The organism is Sorangiineae bacterium MSr11954 (assembly GCA_037157815.1).
Classification (GTDB): Bacteria; Myxococcota_A; Polyangia; order Polyangiales; family Polyangiaceae; genus Pendulispora; species Pendulispora albinea.
The window spans coordinates 9,797,212-9,813,273 of the sequence record CP089984.1 but is presented as its reverse complement, the minus strand read 5'-3'; the positions used below and the strand labels follow the sequence as shown (position 1 = coordinate 9,813,273).

Below are 16,062 nucleotides of genomic sequence, written 5' to 3'. Positions count from 1 at the left end.
TGCCGTATTGGCGTGCGCCGTATCGGCGTGGCGCTAGCCGCCCTCGAAGACCCGGAGCGCACCGAGGACGGCCGCCGCCGCGGTCTCCGTGCGCAAAACCAAGTCGCCGAGCGAGACGAGCTGCCAGCCTTGGTCCGAGGCAAAGGCGATCTCCTCGGCGGTCAACCCGCCCTCGGGGCCTGCCGCGAAGGCCACGGGCGCATTTTCGTCTTCGAGGGCCGCCAGGAGCGCGGGGCCGAGCGGCGCGCTCTCGCGGACGTGCAGGCAAAAGCGCCGCGCGTCGGGAGCGGTGCGCGTCATGGCGTCGTCCCACGGGAGAAGCTCCACGCGCGGTGGATCCGAGCGGCCGCATTGGCGGGCGGCCTCGCGGGCGATGCGGAGCCAGCGCTCCACGCGCGCGTCGCGGCGCGGGCCTTGAAGCTGCACGACGCTGCGCGCGCAGGCGGCGATGATGACGTGGGTGACGCCGAGCTCCGTGGCGTCGCGCACCACCGCGTCGCATTTGTCGCCCTTGGCGAGGCCTTGGACGAAGGTGACCGCGCGCCGGGCGACCACCCGCGCCGGGCGCAGCCCTTGGATTTCGAGCTGCACCTTCCCGGAAATGGCCACGATCGATGCGTCGGCCTCGCGCGACGTCTCGGGATCGAAGGCGACGAAGGCCGCGCCTACCCCCAGGCGAAGCACGCGGGTGAGGTAGTGCGCGGTGGCCTCGCTGGCGGTGCAAAGCCCCTCGTGCAATCCCTCGATGGGCGCTCGCACCCGTGTGGCCAACGCGCGCCCCGCTTATCCCGAGCCGAGCGGCCGCCGGAGGACCAAGGCGACCCACTCACCGCGCGCCCGCACGCCCGTGCCCACCTGGGCGGCTTCTGGCGCCTCGAAATCGGAATAGGCCGCGCGCACGCGATCGTGCTGGGTCGCCAGCACGCCGGAGAGCACGAGCAGCTTGCCCGGCTTGACGCACTTGGAAATCGGCGCGGCCAGGGCGATGAGCACGTCGGCCTCGATGTTGGCGAGGACCATGTCGTACTCGGACGTGATCTGCTCCACCGGGGTGGTGTCGACGGTCAACCGCGCCTCGAGATGGTTTCGCTCCGCGTTCTCGCGGGCGACGTCGATCACGTCCGGATCGTTGTCGATGGCGCGCGCGTCCGCCGCGCCCAGGAGCAGGGCGAGCAAGGCGAGGATGCCGCTTCCGCATCCCACGTCGAGCACATGGCCGTCGCGGTAGGTGTCGCGGTGATCGGAGAGCACGCCTGCGACCAAGGACGTGGTCTCGTGGAGACCCGTTCCGAAGGCGCGGCCCGGCTCGAGCTCGAGGACGTATCGGGCGCTGCCCGCGTACTTCTCCCACGGGGGACAGACCACGATCCCCGGTGTGATCTCGAACGGACGAAAGTGCTCTTTCCAAGCGTCGCGCCAGGCGTCGCCCACCAGCTCTTCGATCCGCGGCGACCAGCTCGCATCGACTTGATCGCGCGCGGACTCCGCCTCCTCGCGCGAGTTGAAGCTGGCGACCAGGGACGTCTTGCCCGAGGGGCCCTTGACCAACGTGGTCTGATCGCGCTCTTCGACCCCGGTGGCGCCGAGCTCGAAGAAGAGCACCCCTGCGTCCTCCGCGAGGGTCGGATCGATGTCCACTACGACGAAGTAAAATCGAGGCTCGCTCACTCCTGCTGCTCCTGGTTGGGTGCTCTCACGGTGCTCGGAATCGTTGCCCGAGTAACACATCGGCCCGTTCGTTTCCTGCGCGTAGGGTAGGCGAAGTCGACCTACTCGAGCGCGCGAAAGCGCAGCGGCGCTGCAACATTTTTCACAGTTGCGTTCCGCTCTTCGCCGAAGTGGAATTCGGAGTCGCGGGGGAGCTTGGCGATGGCGTCGGCCATGACGAGGATCTCGTCGCGAACGGCGCACCCCTGCAAGCGCGCGGTGTTGTTCATGCCGCTGGAGAAGCCCGTGAAGTTGTTGTTCGGGCCAAAGGTACCGACGAACAGCGGCGCGAGGTTTACACCGGTGGCGACGCTCAGGCCTTGTTCGCGCAGCTTGGCGAACTCGGGGCGCTGGGGGAGCATGCGCGTCATCTCGCGAACGGCGACCGCGCAGCGAAGGGCGGAGGCGAGGCGATCGCCCGGCGCGCTCTCGTAGAACGGGGGACCGAACAAGGCGATGATGCAATCGCCGACCATCTTGTCGAAGACACCGCCGTGCTCCCACACCAGATTGACGGCCTCTTTGCTCCAGCCCTCCACGAGCTGCGCCACGGCGCTGGGCGAGCGCAGCACCGTCTCCGAGAGTCGGGTGAAACCTGCGATATCCACATAGAGCATCGCCACGTCTTCCTCGCGCGGCTGGAGGAAGCGTTGTTCGTAGTCGTCACTTTGGAGCAATCGCGCCACGTCCGCCGGGCGGAAGGCGGCCGCCAGATGGCGCCACTCTTTGTTGAAGTCGACCACGCGCTGGCGGATGAACCCCGCGAAGCTCCCGAGCAGCTCGCGATCGTAGGTGTTGAACGCGCCGTTCTTGGAGGTCACGAGCATCTTGCCCACCACCACGCGCTTGGTCACCCCATTGATGAGCACCTCCTCGCGCGCATCGACGAAGCCGAATCGCTCGAGCAACGCGTGGCTTCGCCCGTAGAGGTAGTCGCTCCCTTCGCGGCAGAGCACATCGACGTCGCCGTCGGCGATGCCCATCATCGTATCGACCTTGATTTCGCCGCCCTCGTAGAGCTGCACGTGCAGCATCGACTCCGTGTCTTCCTCGGCCACATAGACGAGGAGCACGCGATCGAGCGGCACCGCGCTGCCCAGCACCGCGATGGCTTGGCCGAGGCCTTCACCGAGCACCCGATGCCGGAGCGCGAGGCCCAGGTCCATCATGATGCGATGCTTCTCGCGCGAGGCGCGAATGGCATAGAGGTAGTTGTCGAGCTCCTCGCACATCATCTCGACCAGCTCGATCAGCTGCACGTGCGTGCGCGTCTCTCCGGCCTCGAAGATCAACCCCGCGGTGCCGAACCAGGCGCCGGCCACGTCGAGCGGGCGCGCCACCACCAGGAGCTCCTCGATGGGCTGCACCACCACCTCGCGCTGCGCGCTCCCCGCCCGCGTGCGGATGTCCTGGTACTCCGGGCGCCGAAAGAGCGACAGGTTGGCGGGGGATCCGAACCAGCGAAGCCCGAGGTCCTCGCCGTAGCTCTCGACGAAGGCGCCCTTTGCGCCGATCGTGCGGCAAACCTCGGGCAGGAGCCGATCCATGACCTCGGCCAGGTTGCGCCGGTGAACGAGTCCCTCCTCCACGATGCCGTCGACCACGCGGTGCATGTCGAGCAAGGCCTGGAGGTGTGCGGGGTCCGGATGAGTCGTCATGTCAGCTTGCCATGTACCTCAAAGGGATGCAGCAAGCACTGCTCATGGTCGGAACTCGCCATTTCGGTGTGCCGGCGAAGGCCAAATGACGACAAAGACGGAAACGGTTGCGCTCGTCGGGCGCGGGGCGCGGAGCTCAGGGAGCGCGCTCGGGGACTAGGAGCGCCATGAGATATGCACGTGTTGCGAGCTGGACCGGGCCTGTTTTCCTCGGCGAGGCGCCGAACGAGGGGCCTCGGCGCCCGTTGGCTTGGCGATGCCCGCCAATGGATCGAGGCATGTTCGTCCAACGTTCCTCGCAAAGCGTTGCGTGAGAGGCTTTGGACACCAACTGTTGCGATATACGAGCCGATTGTATTTCGTGACGGGTGCGGAGAGGGCTCGAACTTTCGGGACTGTGCGTCGCCGTGTGAGCCGCTCGTGCCCGTTCTCCGACCTCCGAGCCGCGCCGGACGAGATGCTCACGTGCGATGTCGCGCCCGTGCATCTACGCGGTCATGGACACGCGGCAACGTGATCGATGCCATCGAAGAACTCGTGCACGAGGGCGGCCCACACGCGAGCATTCTCCGGCCGCATGCACTTGAACGGCGGCGTCGCGTTCGGCCTTGACGAAAGTGCTCCTCGCTGTTCGCGATAATAGCGAATGGCCAACTCTGCTGCATATTCGCCCACGTCATTGCCGGGTTGAAAGGCGTAGTACGTGCCACCTCGAACCTTGGTCGAGCCGGGAGAAAAGGGAGCGAGGCATCCGGTCGACGTTTTGCAGCGAGCGAGAATGGCATCGTACGTTTCTTTCAACGCGCGGTGAGACCAGTCGTTGTGCGCAGCGTCGTTCAAGTGAAATATCTCGTGAAAGAGCGTTTCGCGAACCGAGTCGTCGCTGGTATTGAGCGAGCCTGAAAGGTTGTACGCGATGGTCCACCCACTCGCATAAGCGGATGGCGTACGCGCCCTTACCGAACGAAAGAAGCGAAAGGTGAGCGCGCGCCAGCGATAGGGAATTCGAGCATCGTGACCGCGCAACAATGCCGAGAAGAACGTCTCGTAATCGCTGAACGCGCGGACCACGTGCGTCAGATGCACGCGATCCGCTCCGGTTGGCAGGGCAGGCACGAGGTGCAACATCCCGCGGTAGCCACCATCCATCGTGTGTTCGACCTCGACGCCGGCGACGACTCCGCTGCGGGCATAGAGGTCGATCGCCAATTTCGCGGCCTCGGAATCCTCCGCGTAGCGCGTTTGAATGAAACAGCGAATGACGGTGTCATCGCTGCCCGTGCACGTGGGGTGTGCCGCGCGAGCAGGAAAAAGAACGTCGTGCGCAGTTTCGGGCGCGACGCGAGGCTCCGCGCCGGGCGACGGATCCGCCGGTGGCGCGGGCACGGGGATCCGTGCCGCGATCGGAGCGTCGGCGGCGTTCGCAGAGGTCTCCCTCGGAACCGGCGGACTCGGTAGGGCATGCGCTGCCTCGGACGTATCTTTGCGCGAGCATGCCGGGGCGCCCTCGAGAAGAATCATCGAGACCAGGAGCCGGCACGCGACGACGAAGGGCCTCATCTCGTTGGCGTCGGAGGATGCGTCCCTGCCTTGGAATGATTCTCCATGTAGTCTTCGAAGTCCTGCCCGGTGAGGGCTCGGTTCCAAATGCCCGATTGCCGCGCCCTTGCGATCTGCGCATCCTCGAAGTCATCTGGCGCATGGAGAAACATCCGCGCGTCCACGCGCGCATCGACGCCGGATTTACCAAAATTCACGATCTGGCGCATGAGCACGTAAGCTTCGCCGCAGACGCGGCGAGGCGGCGGTTCTTTCTCGGGATGGCCACACGTTTCGATCGGCACGGGCGTCCGGTCGTCCAGGAGCTTGTCGCGTCGAGCGATGCTCTTGCGGCGCAGCACGAGCTCCGCCTCTACGGCTTGCGTGACGGTGTCGACGCGCGCCTTGGGCGATGTGGGATTGGACTCGACGAGCGGAACGATGGCGAGGTCCTCCAGGTTGATGAGGAGCATGTTCGCATTGTGTGCAAATGCTCCGTCCCCGGCCAGATCTTTGTTCGTTTGCGTGAGAGCATACGTCAGGCTCGGCTCCGTCGAGCGTGTCACCGGTTCGGCGTCACGACTGGGAATGTGAATGCGGTCGCCGACAAATAGGACGTTCGGGTGGGGGCGAAGCGTGCGAAATTCTTCGTTCTCGGGAGCATCGTAAATGGTGTGCCAGTCCGCAAAGTTGAGTTGCTTGGCGGTGCTCGCGATGCAGCCGCCCTGCTCGACGGAATCGTCGAAACCTCGACCTTGGATGGGGGGCGCTCCCCATTCACGCGGAACATAGTCCGGAAAGTCGATATGGCACACGCCCGCGTCAATCCTCTCGACACGCGCCCGACCTTGGTCGTCCAACGAGCCGGAGCGCCTCGAACCGTCGGGCACCTTGATCGCATAGCGCGCTTCTGCGACGGGGCTTGCATCCTTCTTCGTGACGAGCTCGATCGCGATCCAAGCCTGCGATTCGCCGGCGGGCCTCCCGTGTTCCGGCGTCTCCGCCATCGCCGGGAAGGGCCAAGGCACCTCGTACTGCTCCCATTTGAGCACCCCCGCTTCGACGGCTTCGTAGAGCACCTGGTTCAACTCTTGCCAAGTCCGAGCCGGTGAGCGCGTCATCGATTGCGATGAGGTCTTGCGCGGGGCGTCGGATGATGCGCCCGCCGCATTGAAGCTGTTGTAGATGATGTGGAAAAGCGGAGCGTCTGGAAGTGCCCAACGCGAAGTCCCGCTGCCGGATGAGTCGTCACGGATGCGCGTATTATCTCCAACGGGCCCAATCCACATCCGCCACGTTTGCATGTAGCAGTCCGTTAAGAGCCAGCTTCCGAATCCCCACTCCACGCGATCACGTTAGCCGGTTCTCGCCGCGGAGCAAGACGCCGAATGCCTTGCCACAGCCTCCCGCGGCGACAATGCTACGGGCGATGATCCGCGCCTAGACGTTGGAAGCTCAAACTTTCGGAACCGTCCACCACGACATCGAGCACACCCGCGCAATTGCGGATGTGGATGATTCCCGCTGCGGGTTGTTTCTTCAAAACAAAGGAGAAGCTCTGTCCCGGAGAGACGTGAGGGAGCATCATCACGTGAATCATCCGCCAACGTTCGCCTCGAGCACTCACTGGCACCTGCAATTGCGAATCTTGTCATTGGCTCGAACTCGGACGCTGTTCTGGCGCACGCGCTTCGCCACTTCGCCGACCCACCGCTGCGGAGCTGGACGTTCGCGTGGCTGACTTAGGATGGTGGTGCGGAAAGGAGGAAATGCTCGACGTGGCGAAGAACGCTTTGGTGCTGGGCGCTGTTCTCTTTTTCATGGCGTGCGCAAGCCCGCCACGGTATGAGCCCGTTGTCGTTCATGTGGCGCGACCTCCCACGTCGCCGCCGCTCGTCTTGGAGGAGCCGTTGGTGCGGCCGTCCTTGCCGGTCGCGGTGGAGCGGTTCGAATTGGGCCCCTCCACCGTTGTGCACGTGGCTTCGGCCGCGATGCGTGACCTCGCGGCCGCGTGTGCGCGGGAAACGTGTGCGGTCGCTTGGTCCGAGTACGATATCGCGATGGTCTCGGTGATCCGTTCGGGTGTGGCCGATCCGCCTCTTGTCTTGTCTCGGAGTGTGCGTTCCTGGGTCTCGCTCGACGCGCTCGTGACCGATGGAGACGGGTACGCGGCCCTGGTCTCCACCCACGAGACGCTCGAACGCGCGGGGCTCGAGCTCCTGCGGCTCGACCCGAGCGGGAACATCACACGAAGGCTGCGGATCGGGCGCAATTATGGCAATGGAACGCAAGCGGCGCTCTCCGTGACAGCCGATTCCGCGCTGGTGGCCTATCTTCGAAACGAGAACACGCTCCGGGTCGTGAAGATCGATCTTGCGACGATGCGTACCGGCACGGCTCACGAATACCGCGGGTCCTCGCAGGAGATCGCCTGGGACGGCGGGCGGTTCTGGATCAGCTGGAGTGACTTTGACGCAAACCATCCGCCCGTGATCCGTGCGACGCGCATCGACTCCGTGCCGCCCGTGCCGTGGAAGCTACCGTGGATGGATCGAGACCATCTGGTATGCTTTGCCTCCGCCAGCACGTGCGGTGTCTTCGGGCTACGCGAGAAGAGGCTCACCTTCGCGGCGTTGCTTCCCGGAGGGAAGGTCGACCTTCGCACCGTGGACACCTCGGAGGTTTCCTCCGGCGTGTATGGCCTCGACGTCGTTCCGCATGAGCGCGGGTACCTCGTCGTGACACGTGCCTACACGCCGGTGGGGGCGTACATGGTGCGAATCGTCGACGCGGAAGGGCACATGGTCACGTTGCGATTCGCGTTGCCTTCGTCTTTGGGCATTCTCGTTCGAAAGGGCGATTCGTACTTGGCCGTCAATGCATCTCCGCCTCGGGGATGGCACCCCACGCACACAGCGTGTCAGCACGTCAATTACGCCACATGCACGAGCCAGCCGCCTTCGTATGCGATCGAGGCGCAGTCGCTTCGTCTTATTGCGCCGTGATATTCTTCAAAGAATCTCGATGCGACATCCATTCATTCGGATGAGCCTCTTCGCATCGGTGACCATTCTCGATTGGCACGATTCCGACGTGCCACGTTTGCATGCAGCCGTCCGTCGAGGCTGGGTATTGAATCGCCCCATCGCGCCATGACACTAGCCCGTTTTCGATTGGCGAAGCAGGGCCCAAACGGACCTTGCCACGGCGGCCTGGGCCGACGATGCTATAGGGGATGGTCAGCGCGCTGGACGTAGGAAGCTCGATCTTTGGATCGATGCATGAAGACATCGAGTACAGCCTCGCGATTGCGGACATCGACGAACGCCTCCTGCGGGTCGCTTCTTTCAGCGCAAACGAGGGGCTCTCCCAGCTCTTTCGCTACACCGTTGTCGTCGGCACCGATCCCGATTCCGACTCGATCGCCGGCCTCGAGGAGGCGTTGGGCCGCGATGCAACCTTCACGATCAAGCAAGGTGGCGAGGTCGCGCGCGTCGTTCACGGGATTGTCACGGACGTGATCTCCGACGGCTCCTTCATCGACAAGACACGAATGCACGTCTCCTTCGTTCTGCAACCGCGCATGGCAAATCTGCGCTACAGCGGCGGATTTCGCATTTTTCAAAATTTGGCAATCCACGAAATCGTGGGCGAAATCTGCCAGCCCGAACAGATCGAGTGCTCGTGGCATGTGCACGGCGTGCCGCCGAAGCGTGAATATTGCACGCAATTCGACGAGAGCGACCTCGACTTCATTGCGCGCATCGCGAGCGAGGAGGGGATGCACTTCTTCTTCGTGCACGATGAAACGAAGACCACCCTCGTGTTCACCAACGAGCCAGATCGTTACGAGGCCATCGAGGAGAAGCTCGACGTCTCGTTCAACGATACCGCCGGTGCCGTCCACGGGGAGCATGTACGCAGCATCCAACGTACCCAGCGGATTCGCACGGGGGCGTTCGAGCATCGTGACTACGACTTCGTCGAGCCGAACGCTCCTTTGTTGGCCCGCGCAGAAACCAAGGGAAAGGAGACTGCCGGCAATTCGCACAAGCGCGAAGTTCGAGACTATCCCGGCCGATTCATCGAGAAGGCGCAGGCGGGGAAGAAGCTCGCACAAATGAGGTTGGACGAGCTTCGCGCAGGCGCGTTCGTGCTCGCGGGCAGCGCCGCCTCACTCCGTTTTTCTGCCGGACGTACGTTTCGTTTGAGCGGGCACCGGGAAGACGGCTTCAACCGCAAGCTGCTCCTGGTCAGCATCACGATGGAGGGGGCCGTGCAAAGCGCCCTTCGAGATGGCGTTGGCTCGCGGGCGACGACCAAGCTGGTGACGTTCACCGCGGTGCCGGCGGAGGCGCCCATCCATCCGCGGCGCTTGCCCAAGCCGCTGAGTCGCCTTCAAAGCGCACGCGTCGTCGGTCCAAAGGATGGCGATCCTTACGTGGACGAGCATGGTCGGTTTAAAGTGCAATTCTTCTGGGATCGCGATGGCAAATTCGACGAGAACAGCTCGTGCTGGATTCGGACGATGACGCCGGTCGCACACTTGGACGAAGGGTTCTGGCAAGCCCATAAAGTGGGCTCGGAGGTCGTCGTGGGGTTCATCGACGATGATATCGACCGGCCGGTGATCCTCGGAGCCGTTTACAACGCGATGCAACCACGAGTGTATCCCTTGCCAGGACAAGTCGCCAAAAGCGTATGGAGGACGAACAGCATACCTGGAAACAAGGGATTCAACGAGATCACGCACGACAACACGGCGGGAAAGGAGCAGATTTTCCTCCATGCGCAGCGGGATCTCAAAGAGATCGTCGGGCACAATCACACGACGACCGTCGCGGCCAATCAGAGCAATTCGGTGGGCGCCCATCAGTCGGTGTCGGTGGGGGCCGCGCGCGATGTCACGGTGGGGGCAAACGAAACAACGACAATCAAAGGGCACCGGAAAGAGATGGTCGACGGCGGCGAGGACGTGACGGTGACAGGTCATCGCGATCACACCGTGAAGGATGGAAACGATCACCTGACGGTCACCACCGGCAATCGCACGATCGATATCACGGTGGGAAACCACACCACGAATGTAAAGGCCGGCCTCACGAGCCTGGAGACGAAGAATTGGACGGCGCATGCGTCCGAAAAGATCTCCCTGACGGGGGATCAAGAGGTCTTCGTGCAACAGGGCGGTACCAAAGCGACATTCAAAGACGGAAATGTGACCTTGGAGGTGGCCGCGGAGACCAAGGTGACGCACGCAGGGACCACGGTCGTCATCGACAAATCCGGCAAGGTCACCATCACCGCGGCACCCGAGCTCGAAATCGATTGCGCGGGCGCAAAGCTCACCATGGGGGGCGGCAAAGTGGAGCTATCCGCGCCGACCGAGATCAAGTTGGCGGTCGGTGGGAGCGGGGTCACGATAAGCAAATCGAAGGTGTCGACCATGGCGGCCCTCGTCAAGTCGACGGGGACGACATTGAACGAGATCACGGGCCTTTTGGTGAAGTTGAATTGACATCGTTTGTCGTGCACGCGTGAGGTGAAACGGAGATGGGGGCTTCGAGCGAGCCATTCTGCGCACTGCAAGAGGACCTCTCGTGGTTCATCGGGTGTCCGGAGATCCGTGTCATGCACATCACGACGGGCGGTGAGGAACGCCCCGTGGTGCTGCATCAAGTGGCGCTCGCGGAGGGCAATCCGTACAACCGGAGCCCGTTCTTCGTCTTGGAAGATGCGCACACGAACGACGATCCGGGGTGGAGTGTGCGGGCCGAGCGGATGCGGTTGATTCACGAAGCACGCCGCGAGGCCATGGTAAAAGAGGGCTATTCGCTCCACCTGCTGCCGCCGCTCGCGCACGACGCGCGTGATATCGTCACATTTGGCCGTCAGATTCACCAATGCCTCCTCGCGCAGGCGGCCGTCCCGGAGCTCTCGGGTCTCGTCTTGGTGCTCGCACCCGGTGTGCTGGAGGCGCCGAACGACTTTGCTGGCGCTGTCCTGGAATTGCTCCGTGTGCAAGCTTTCGCGCAGGTTCGTATCATCGTGATCGAGCTGGGCAATGCTTTGGTCAAGCCGCTGATGCACCAAGTGGCCGACGCGGGTCTCTCGGCCACGTGCATCGTCGACAAGGAGCGGAGTCGCCAGGAGTACGGCGCGAAGCTCGCGGCGATGGCTCGAGCTCCCGCCGCGGCGTCCGCCGAAGTGCAGTCCGGATTTGCGGGGCCGAAAGACGTGTGCGCGCCACCGCGGCACGGTCAACCTCCTCGCGACGTGGCCCTCCCACCCGAGGTGACCGAGGCCCTCGCCGCCGCGACCGGCCCGATGGCGGGGCTCGCGGGCGCGGCAGGCAAGCTCTTGAAACAGCGCATCGCCGGCGCGGCGTTCGCGATGCAAGAGCAGCGTTATCCAGACGCGATTCGACTTCAAACCGAAGCGTGCGCGCAGTGCCTCGAGCTGGGCATTCCGAACCTCGCGTGCGTTCTCGAAATTTCTCTTGCAGTCTACATCTTTCAAGCGGGCGCTCGAGCGCGCGCCATCACGGCGTTCGAGTCGGCCGCGGCGCGCGCCCGTGCGGCGAACTTGCTCGAGCTCGAGTCCCAGGCCCTCATGGGCCTCGCCAACGTGCACATGCTCGATCGCCGCCTCGCCGATGCTGCACACGTCTACGCGCGGGCCGGTGATGCGGCCGAGCGCGGTCAAAGTCTCCCGCTGGCCATCGAGGCCTTTCGCATGGCGGGACAATTGGCGCTGCAGAGCGGCGGGGAGTCGGCCGCGGTCGCGGCATGGCAACGCGCGCTTCGAATTGCGTCGTCCACCGCGCCGGAGATGGCGGCAGCATCGAGCGCGCCCCTCGTGGCTCGCTCCTTGGCGAAGGTGTATCGCGATCACGGTTCGCTGCCGGCGGCCCAGTCGCTCCTCGATCAAGCGGATAACTACGAGCGAGCGAAGGCGACGCCGGAAAAGAGCCCAGCGGCGCGGCCGTCGCCACCCGGCGCAGATGCGGCTCGAGGTGCCGGCCATGTGCCGGCCGGGGGTGACGATGCCCTGGGGGTGACCGATGTTCGCGGGTAAACAGACGGACCTCATCGTCGGGTTGGACGTGCACATGGAGATGGTGCCCGCGCCGCCGGCGCCACCTCCGGCCGGCATACCAACGCCTTTTCCGATGCCCTTCGTGGGCGAGATCGAGTTCAGCGCGGGCGGCCTCCTCCTCGGAATGGGGATTGGGGCGGGCATGTCGGCGGTCTTCGGTGGTCCCATCACGGGACCCGTCGTCATCAATGGTATTTTTCAAGCCGCGAAAACGGGCGACGAAGCGTTCAACAAAAAGACGCTCCCGCACATGCTCATCCCTCCCGGCTTCATGTGGACTCCGCTCCCGAAGCCGCTCAAGCTGAAGATCAAGCCTCCGCCTCCGGCTCCCGATCCCCCGGTCGCTCCGGCGGGTGACGCGGTTTTGGTCACCGGTTCGAAGACGGTTTACTTCGAGGGCTCGAACGCGTGCCGCCTCCCCGATCTGGCGATGAGCTGCCGCGATCCGGTGCGTTTGCCCCTGTCGGTGTTGCTGGCGGTGCCAAAAGGCTTGCCCGTGGTCGTCATGGGCCCGCCGACACTCGACCTCACGGCGGCCGCGAAGTCTTTTTTTCTCCGGAACAAGTGGACCGCGGGCCTGCTGCAACAGCTCGCGAGCTTGATTCCATCCGAGCGACTTCGCAATCTTGCGTCGAAGGCCGCTTGCTGGCTCACCGGCCACCCCGTGGACGTCGCGACCGGGCGTCTGCTCACGAGCACCGAAGATTTCATCTTGCGCGGGCCGATTCCGCTCACCTTCGAGCGCAACTACTCGTCTGCCTGGAGCGAGCGCGCGTCGCCGCTCGGTTACGGCTGGAGCCACACCTTGCATGAAGGAATCTGGCTCGAACGCGGCAAGGTCGTCTACAAAATGGGCGATGGTCGCGAGGTGGAATTTCAATGCAGGCACCTGCCCGGTCGTCACTTGCGCGAGGGCGGCGAAATCTTTTATCCCATCGACCGGCTCACGCTCCGCAACCACGGCGAAGGTCGCTACGAGGTGCGCTCGCCCGATGGGCTCACGCGGGAGTTTTCGCTCCTGCCGGGCAACACGCGCGTTTCGTTTCTCACGAGAATTCGCGACCGGGTCGGCCATTTCGTCGATTTCGCGTACGACCGCGACCACCTCCTCGAAACGGTGACCACGAGCGAGGGGCGCTGGATACGGCTCGAGCATCGCAACGGGCTCTTGCGCCGCATCGCGGTGCCCATCGCGGAACGCGACGAGGGTTGGTACAACCAGGTCAGCTTCGAGTATTCGGCGGAGGGGGATCTGGTGAAGGCGACCGATTCGCTCGGGAATGCGCGGGTTTATCGGTACGAGAATCATCTGCTGATCCAGGAGACGGATCGCGACGGCGTCACGTTTTGGTTCGAATACGACGGGCGCGATGGCCATGCGAATTGCGTACGGACGTGGGGCAGTGATGGCAAGGGGCAGGATCGGTTGTTTTTCCGCGAGATTAGTTACGACAGGAAGAACATGGTCACCTTGGTCGAGGATTCGCTCGGCAACGTGACGGCGTACAAGATGAATGTGCTCAATGGGGTGGAGGAGATCATCGATCCGGAGGGGGCTAGGACGAAGTTCGAATACAACGAATTTTTATGGAAGATCGCCCAAACGGACGCGCTGGGGAGTACGACGCGCTTCGAATACGATGCGCGCGGGAATGAGACGAAGCGGGTATTTCCGAATGGCGCCCAGGTCATGGTCGAGTTCGACGATTTCGACCAACCGGTGCGCATGCGGGACCCGCTCGGGGTCGATTGGAGTTGGCGTTACGACGGCTGGGGGCGGCTTCTCCAACGTTGGAACAGTGCCGGCGAGGTGACGACTTTCGCATACGAAGGGCGCATTCTGCGGAGCGTCACCCAGGCGGACGAAGTGCGCTATACGTTCGATTATGACGGCGGCGAGAACGTGTCACGGATCACGTTTCCTGATGGGACTGTGCAAGAGCGCTGGTACGATCGGCAGGATCGCCTGATCAAAGTGCGCGACGCACTTGGACGTGCGCAACGGTTTACTTATGATTGGGAATCGCGGCTGGTTCGGGTGGAGGAAACGGGCGGGCTGTGGCGCGGCACGACGTACTCACCCGAAGGCGACATCATCGGCTACAGCGACAACTTACGGCGCATTCAATTCGGCTACTCGGGCTATCACCGTCTCGCGTGGCGTGAGGAAGGTGGCGACAAGATTCAATATCGGTATTCGACCGAAGACGAACTGCTCGAGGTCGTGAACGAGGTGGGCGAAGTGTACGCGTTCAAGCGCGACGCGTGCGGGCGCATCGTCGAAGAGCGGAGCTTCGAAGGGCGTACGCATACGTTCGAACGTGATGCAGCCGGACGTATGATCAAGAGGCTCCGACCGAGCAAGCAAGCGGAGCTCATCGTTTACGACGTCATGGGGAACGTCATTTCGGTCACGTATCCCGATGGCAGCGTCGATCGATTCTCCTACGATGCAGTAGGGAATTTGCTGAGCGCCGCCAATCCTACCGGTACGGTGAAATGGGAGCGCGATGCACGCGGGCGCGTGCTCAACGAGTCGTTCGGAGACGATTGGATAGCAAGCCGCTATGATCGCCTGGGCGGTCGGATCGAGATCGAGAGCTCGCGCGGCTTGCATCAGCAAATCGGGCGCACGCCGTTGGGAGACGTGCTGAGCGTCGGTCTCTTCGAGCGCGACGCAAGTGGCGCTGCGCGTGCGGTATGGGGGATTCGCTATCAACGCGACGCCATCGGTCGCGAAACGGCCCGCAGCATGCCGGGGGACGTCGTCGCGTTGCGCGGATACAACGATCGTGGGCTTCCGTCGATCCGCGAGCTCCTGCGCGGCAAGGAGCGGATCGCGCGCACGGATTACATCTGGGATGGCGACGACCGCCTGCGCCGACGCGAGGACCATGCGATCGGCGTAACCGACTACGCGCACGATGCCCGCGGGCGACTCAATGCCGCGAGGTTCCCCGATGGCACGATTCAAGTACGCGCGCCGGGGCCGAGTGGAAATCTGTACAAGCGGCGCGATAGGAACGACCGCGTCTATGGTGCGGCGGGGATCCTGCGCGAAGCGGACGGAATGGCGTTCCTATACAGCTCCGATGGCGCACTGATTCGCAAGCGAGCGGCTGACGGCAAGGAGTGGAAGTTCACGTGGAATGGCTCGGAAATGTTGGCCGCCGTGGAACGACCCGACGGGGGCAGCGTCGAATTTCTCTACGATGCGTTGGGCCGCCGCGTGAAAAAGGTGGTCCACGGCGCGGACGGCAGTGAGGCCACAACGGAATGGCGCTGGGACCGCAATGTTCCGGTTCATGAGTGGAGGACGGGGGCAGAGCACCCGGACGGCACCGCGATCATGTGGCTCTTCGAGCCGGAGAGCTTCTCGCCTGTAGGTAAAGTGGAGCAAAGCTCGGGTCAGCGTGCGAAGCGATATTCCATCGTTGCCGATTATCTCGGCACGCCAGAAGAGATGGTCGACGAGGCGGGCGAAATCGTATGGAAGGCCCGGCTCGACGCGTTTGGAGCATCGAACGTCACGACAGGGCGGAAGGATACGTGTCCGTGGCGCTGGCCTGGGCAGTACGAAGACGACGAAACGGGACTTCATTACAACCGATTTCGATACTTCGATTCAACTCGCGGCGACTACATCAGCCAGGATCCGATCCGGCTCGCAGGAGGCACCGAGCTCTACGGCTACACATCCGACCCCTTAGTATGGGTCGATCCGTTTGGCTTGAACGAACAGGGCGGGGATTGTGGTAAGAAAACGGGAGAGATCGACCCCAGCAATACTCCCGTGTACCGAGGGGGGTCGAGCATGCAAGCCCGCCCAATAGATGTAAAAATCGGACCGAACGGCATGGTAAAGCCAACTCGTGGGATATCACTTAATGGGAACCCTGCTGGACTCGAACGCTTTGGTGGAGCTTTCAGAGTAAAGAGCGTGCCCGAGGGACTGGCGATTGTTCCGCAGGGGCGAGCAGGTCACTATGAGATCGTTCCACGATCGGAGATGAGTATGGAGCAATATCAATTTTTGCTAAATCTAGTGAAATTTTTCTGA

8 protein-coding genes are annotated in these 16,062 nt (G+C 63.3%); 4 read left to right on the top strand and 4 right to left on the bottom strand.

Going from position 1 to position 16,062, the window contains the following annotated elements; all coding sequences use genetic code 11:
- Positions 1 to 33: 33 nt before the first annotated feature.
- The 4 genes from LZC94_38260 to LZC94_38245 all read right to left on the bottom strand — a co-directional run bounded on the left by LZC94_38260 (position 34) and on the right by LZC94_38245 (position 6,208).
- Complete coding sequence (locus LZC94_38260; GenBank protein ID WXB13667.1) at positions 34 to 771, bottom strand: 16S rRNA (uracil(1498)-N(3))-methyltransferase; 738 nt, start codon at positions 769 to 771, stop codon at positions 34 to 36.
- A gap of 12 nt (positions 772 to 783) precedes the next feature.
- Complete coding sequence (locus tag LZC94_38255) at positions 784 to 1,668, bottom strand: 50S ribosomal protein L11 methyltransferase (protein ID WXB13666.1); 885 nt, start codon at positions 1,666 to 1,668, stop codon at positions 784 to 786.
- A gap of 101 nt (positions 1,669 to 1,769) precedes the next feature.
- The gene (locus LZC94_38250; protein ID WXB13665.1) at positions 1,770 to 3,365 is read right to left on the bottom strand and encodes an adenylate/guanylate cyclase domain-containing protein; all 1,596 of its coding nucleotides are present in this window, start codon (positions 3,363 to 3,365) and stop codon (positions 1,770 to 1,772) included.
- A gap of 1,556 nt (positions 3,366 to 4,921) precedes the next feature.
- Complete coding sequence (locus LZC94_38245; GenBank protein WXB13664.1) at positions 4,922 to 6,208, bottom strand: hypothetical protein; 1,287 nt, start codon at positions 6,206 to 6,208, stop codon at positions 4,922 to 4,924.
- A 474-nt stretch (positions 6,209 to 6,682) separates the two neighbouring features.
- On the opposite strand from LZC94_38245, the gene LZC94_38240 reads away from it, so the two are divergent.
- The 4 genes from LZC94_38240 (at position 6,683) to LZC94_38225 (ending at position 16,062) form a co-directional block, all read left to right on the top strand.
- On the top strand, positions 6,683 to 7,909 hold the full coding sequence (locus LZC94_38240; protein WXB13663.1) for a hypothetical protein: 1,227 nt from the start codon (positions 6,683 to 6,685) through the stop codon (positions 7,907 to 7,909).
- A gap of 272 nt (positions 7,910 to 8,181) precedes the next feature.
- On the top strand, positions 8,182 to 10,422 hold the full coding sequence (vgrG, locus tag LZC94_38235; GenBank protein WXB13662.1) for a type VI secretion system tip protein VgrG: 2,241 nt from the start codon (positions 8,182 to 8,184) through the stop codon (positions 10,420 to 10,422).
- A gap of 35 nt (positions 10,423 to 10,457) precedes the next feature.
- Entirely contained in the window at positions 10,458 to 11,981 is a 1,524-nt protein-coding gene (locus LZC94_38230) for a hypothetical protein (GenBank protein ID WXB13661.1), read from the top strand.
- 1,000 nt (positions 11,982 to 12,981) lie between these two features.
- Positions 12,982 to 16,062, top strand: a complete 3,081-nt coding sequence (locus tag LZC94_38225; GenBank protein ID WXB13660.1) for an RHS domain-containing protein — start codon at positions 12,982 to 12,984, stop codon at positions 16,060 to 16,062.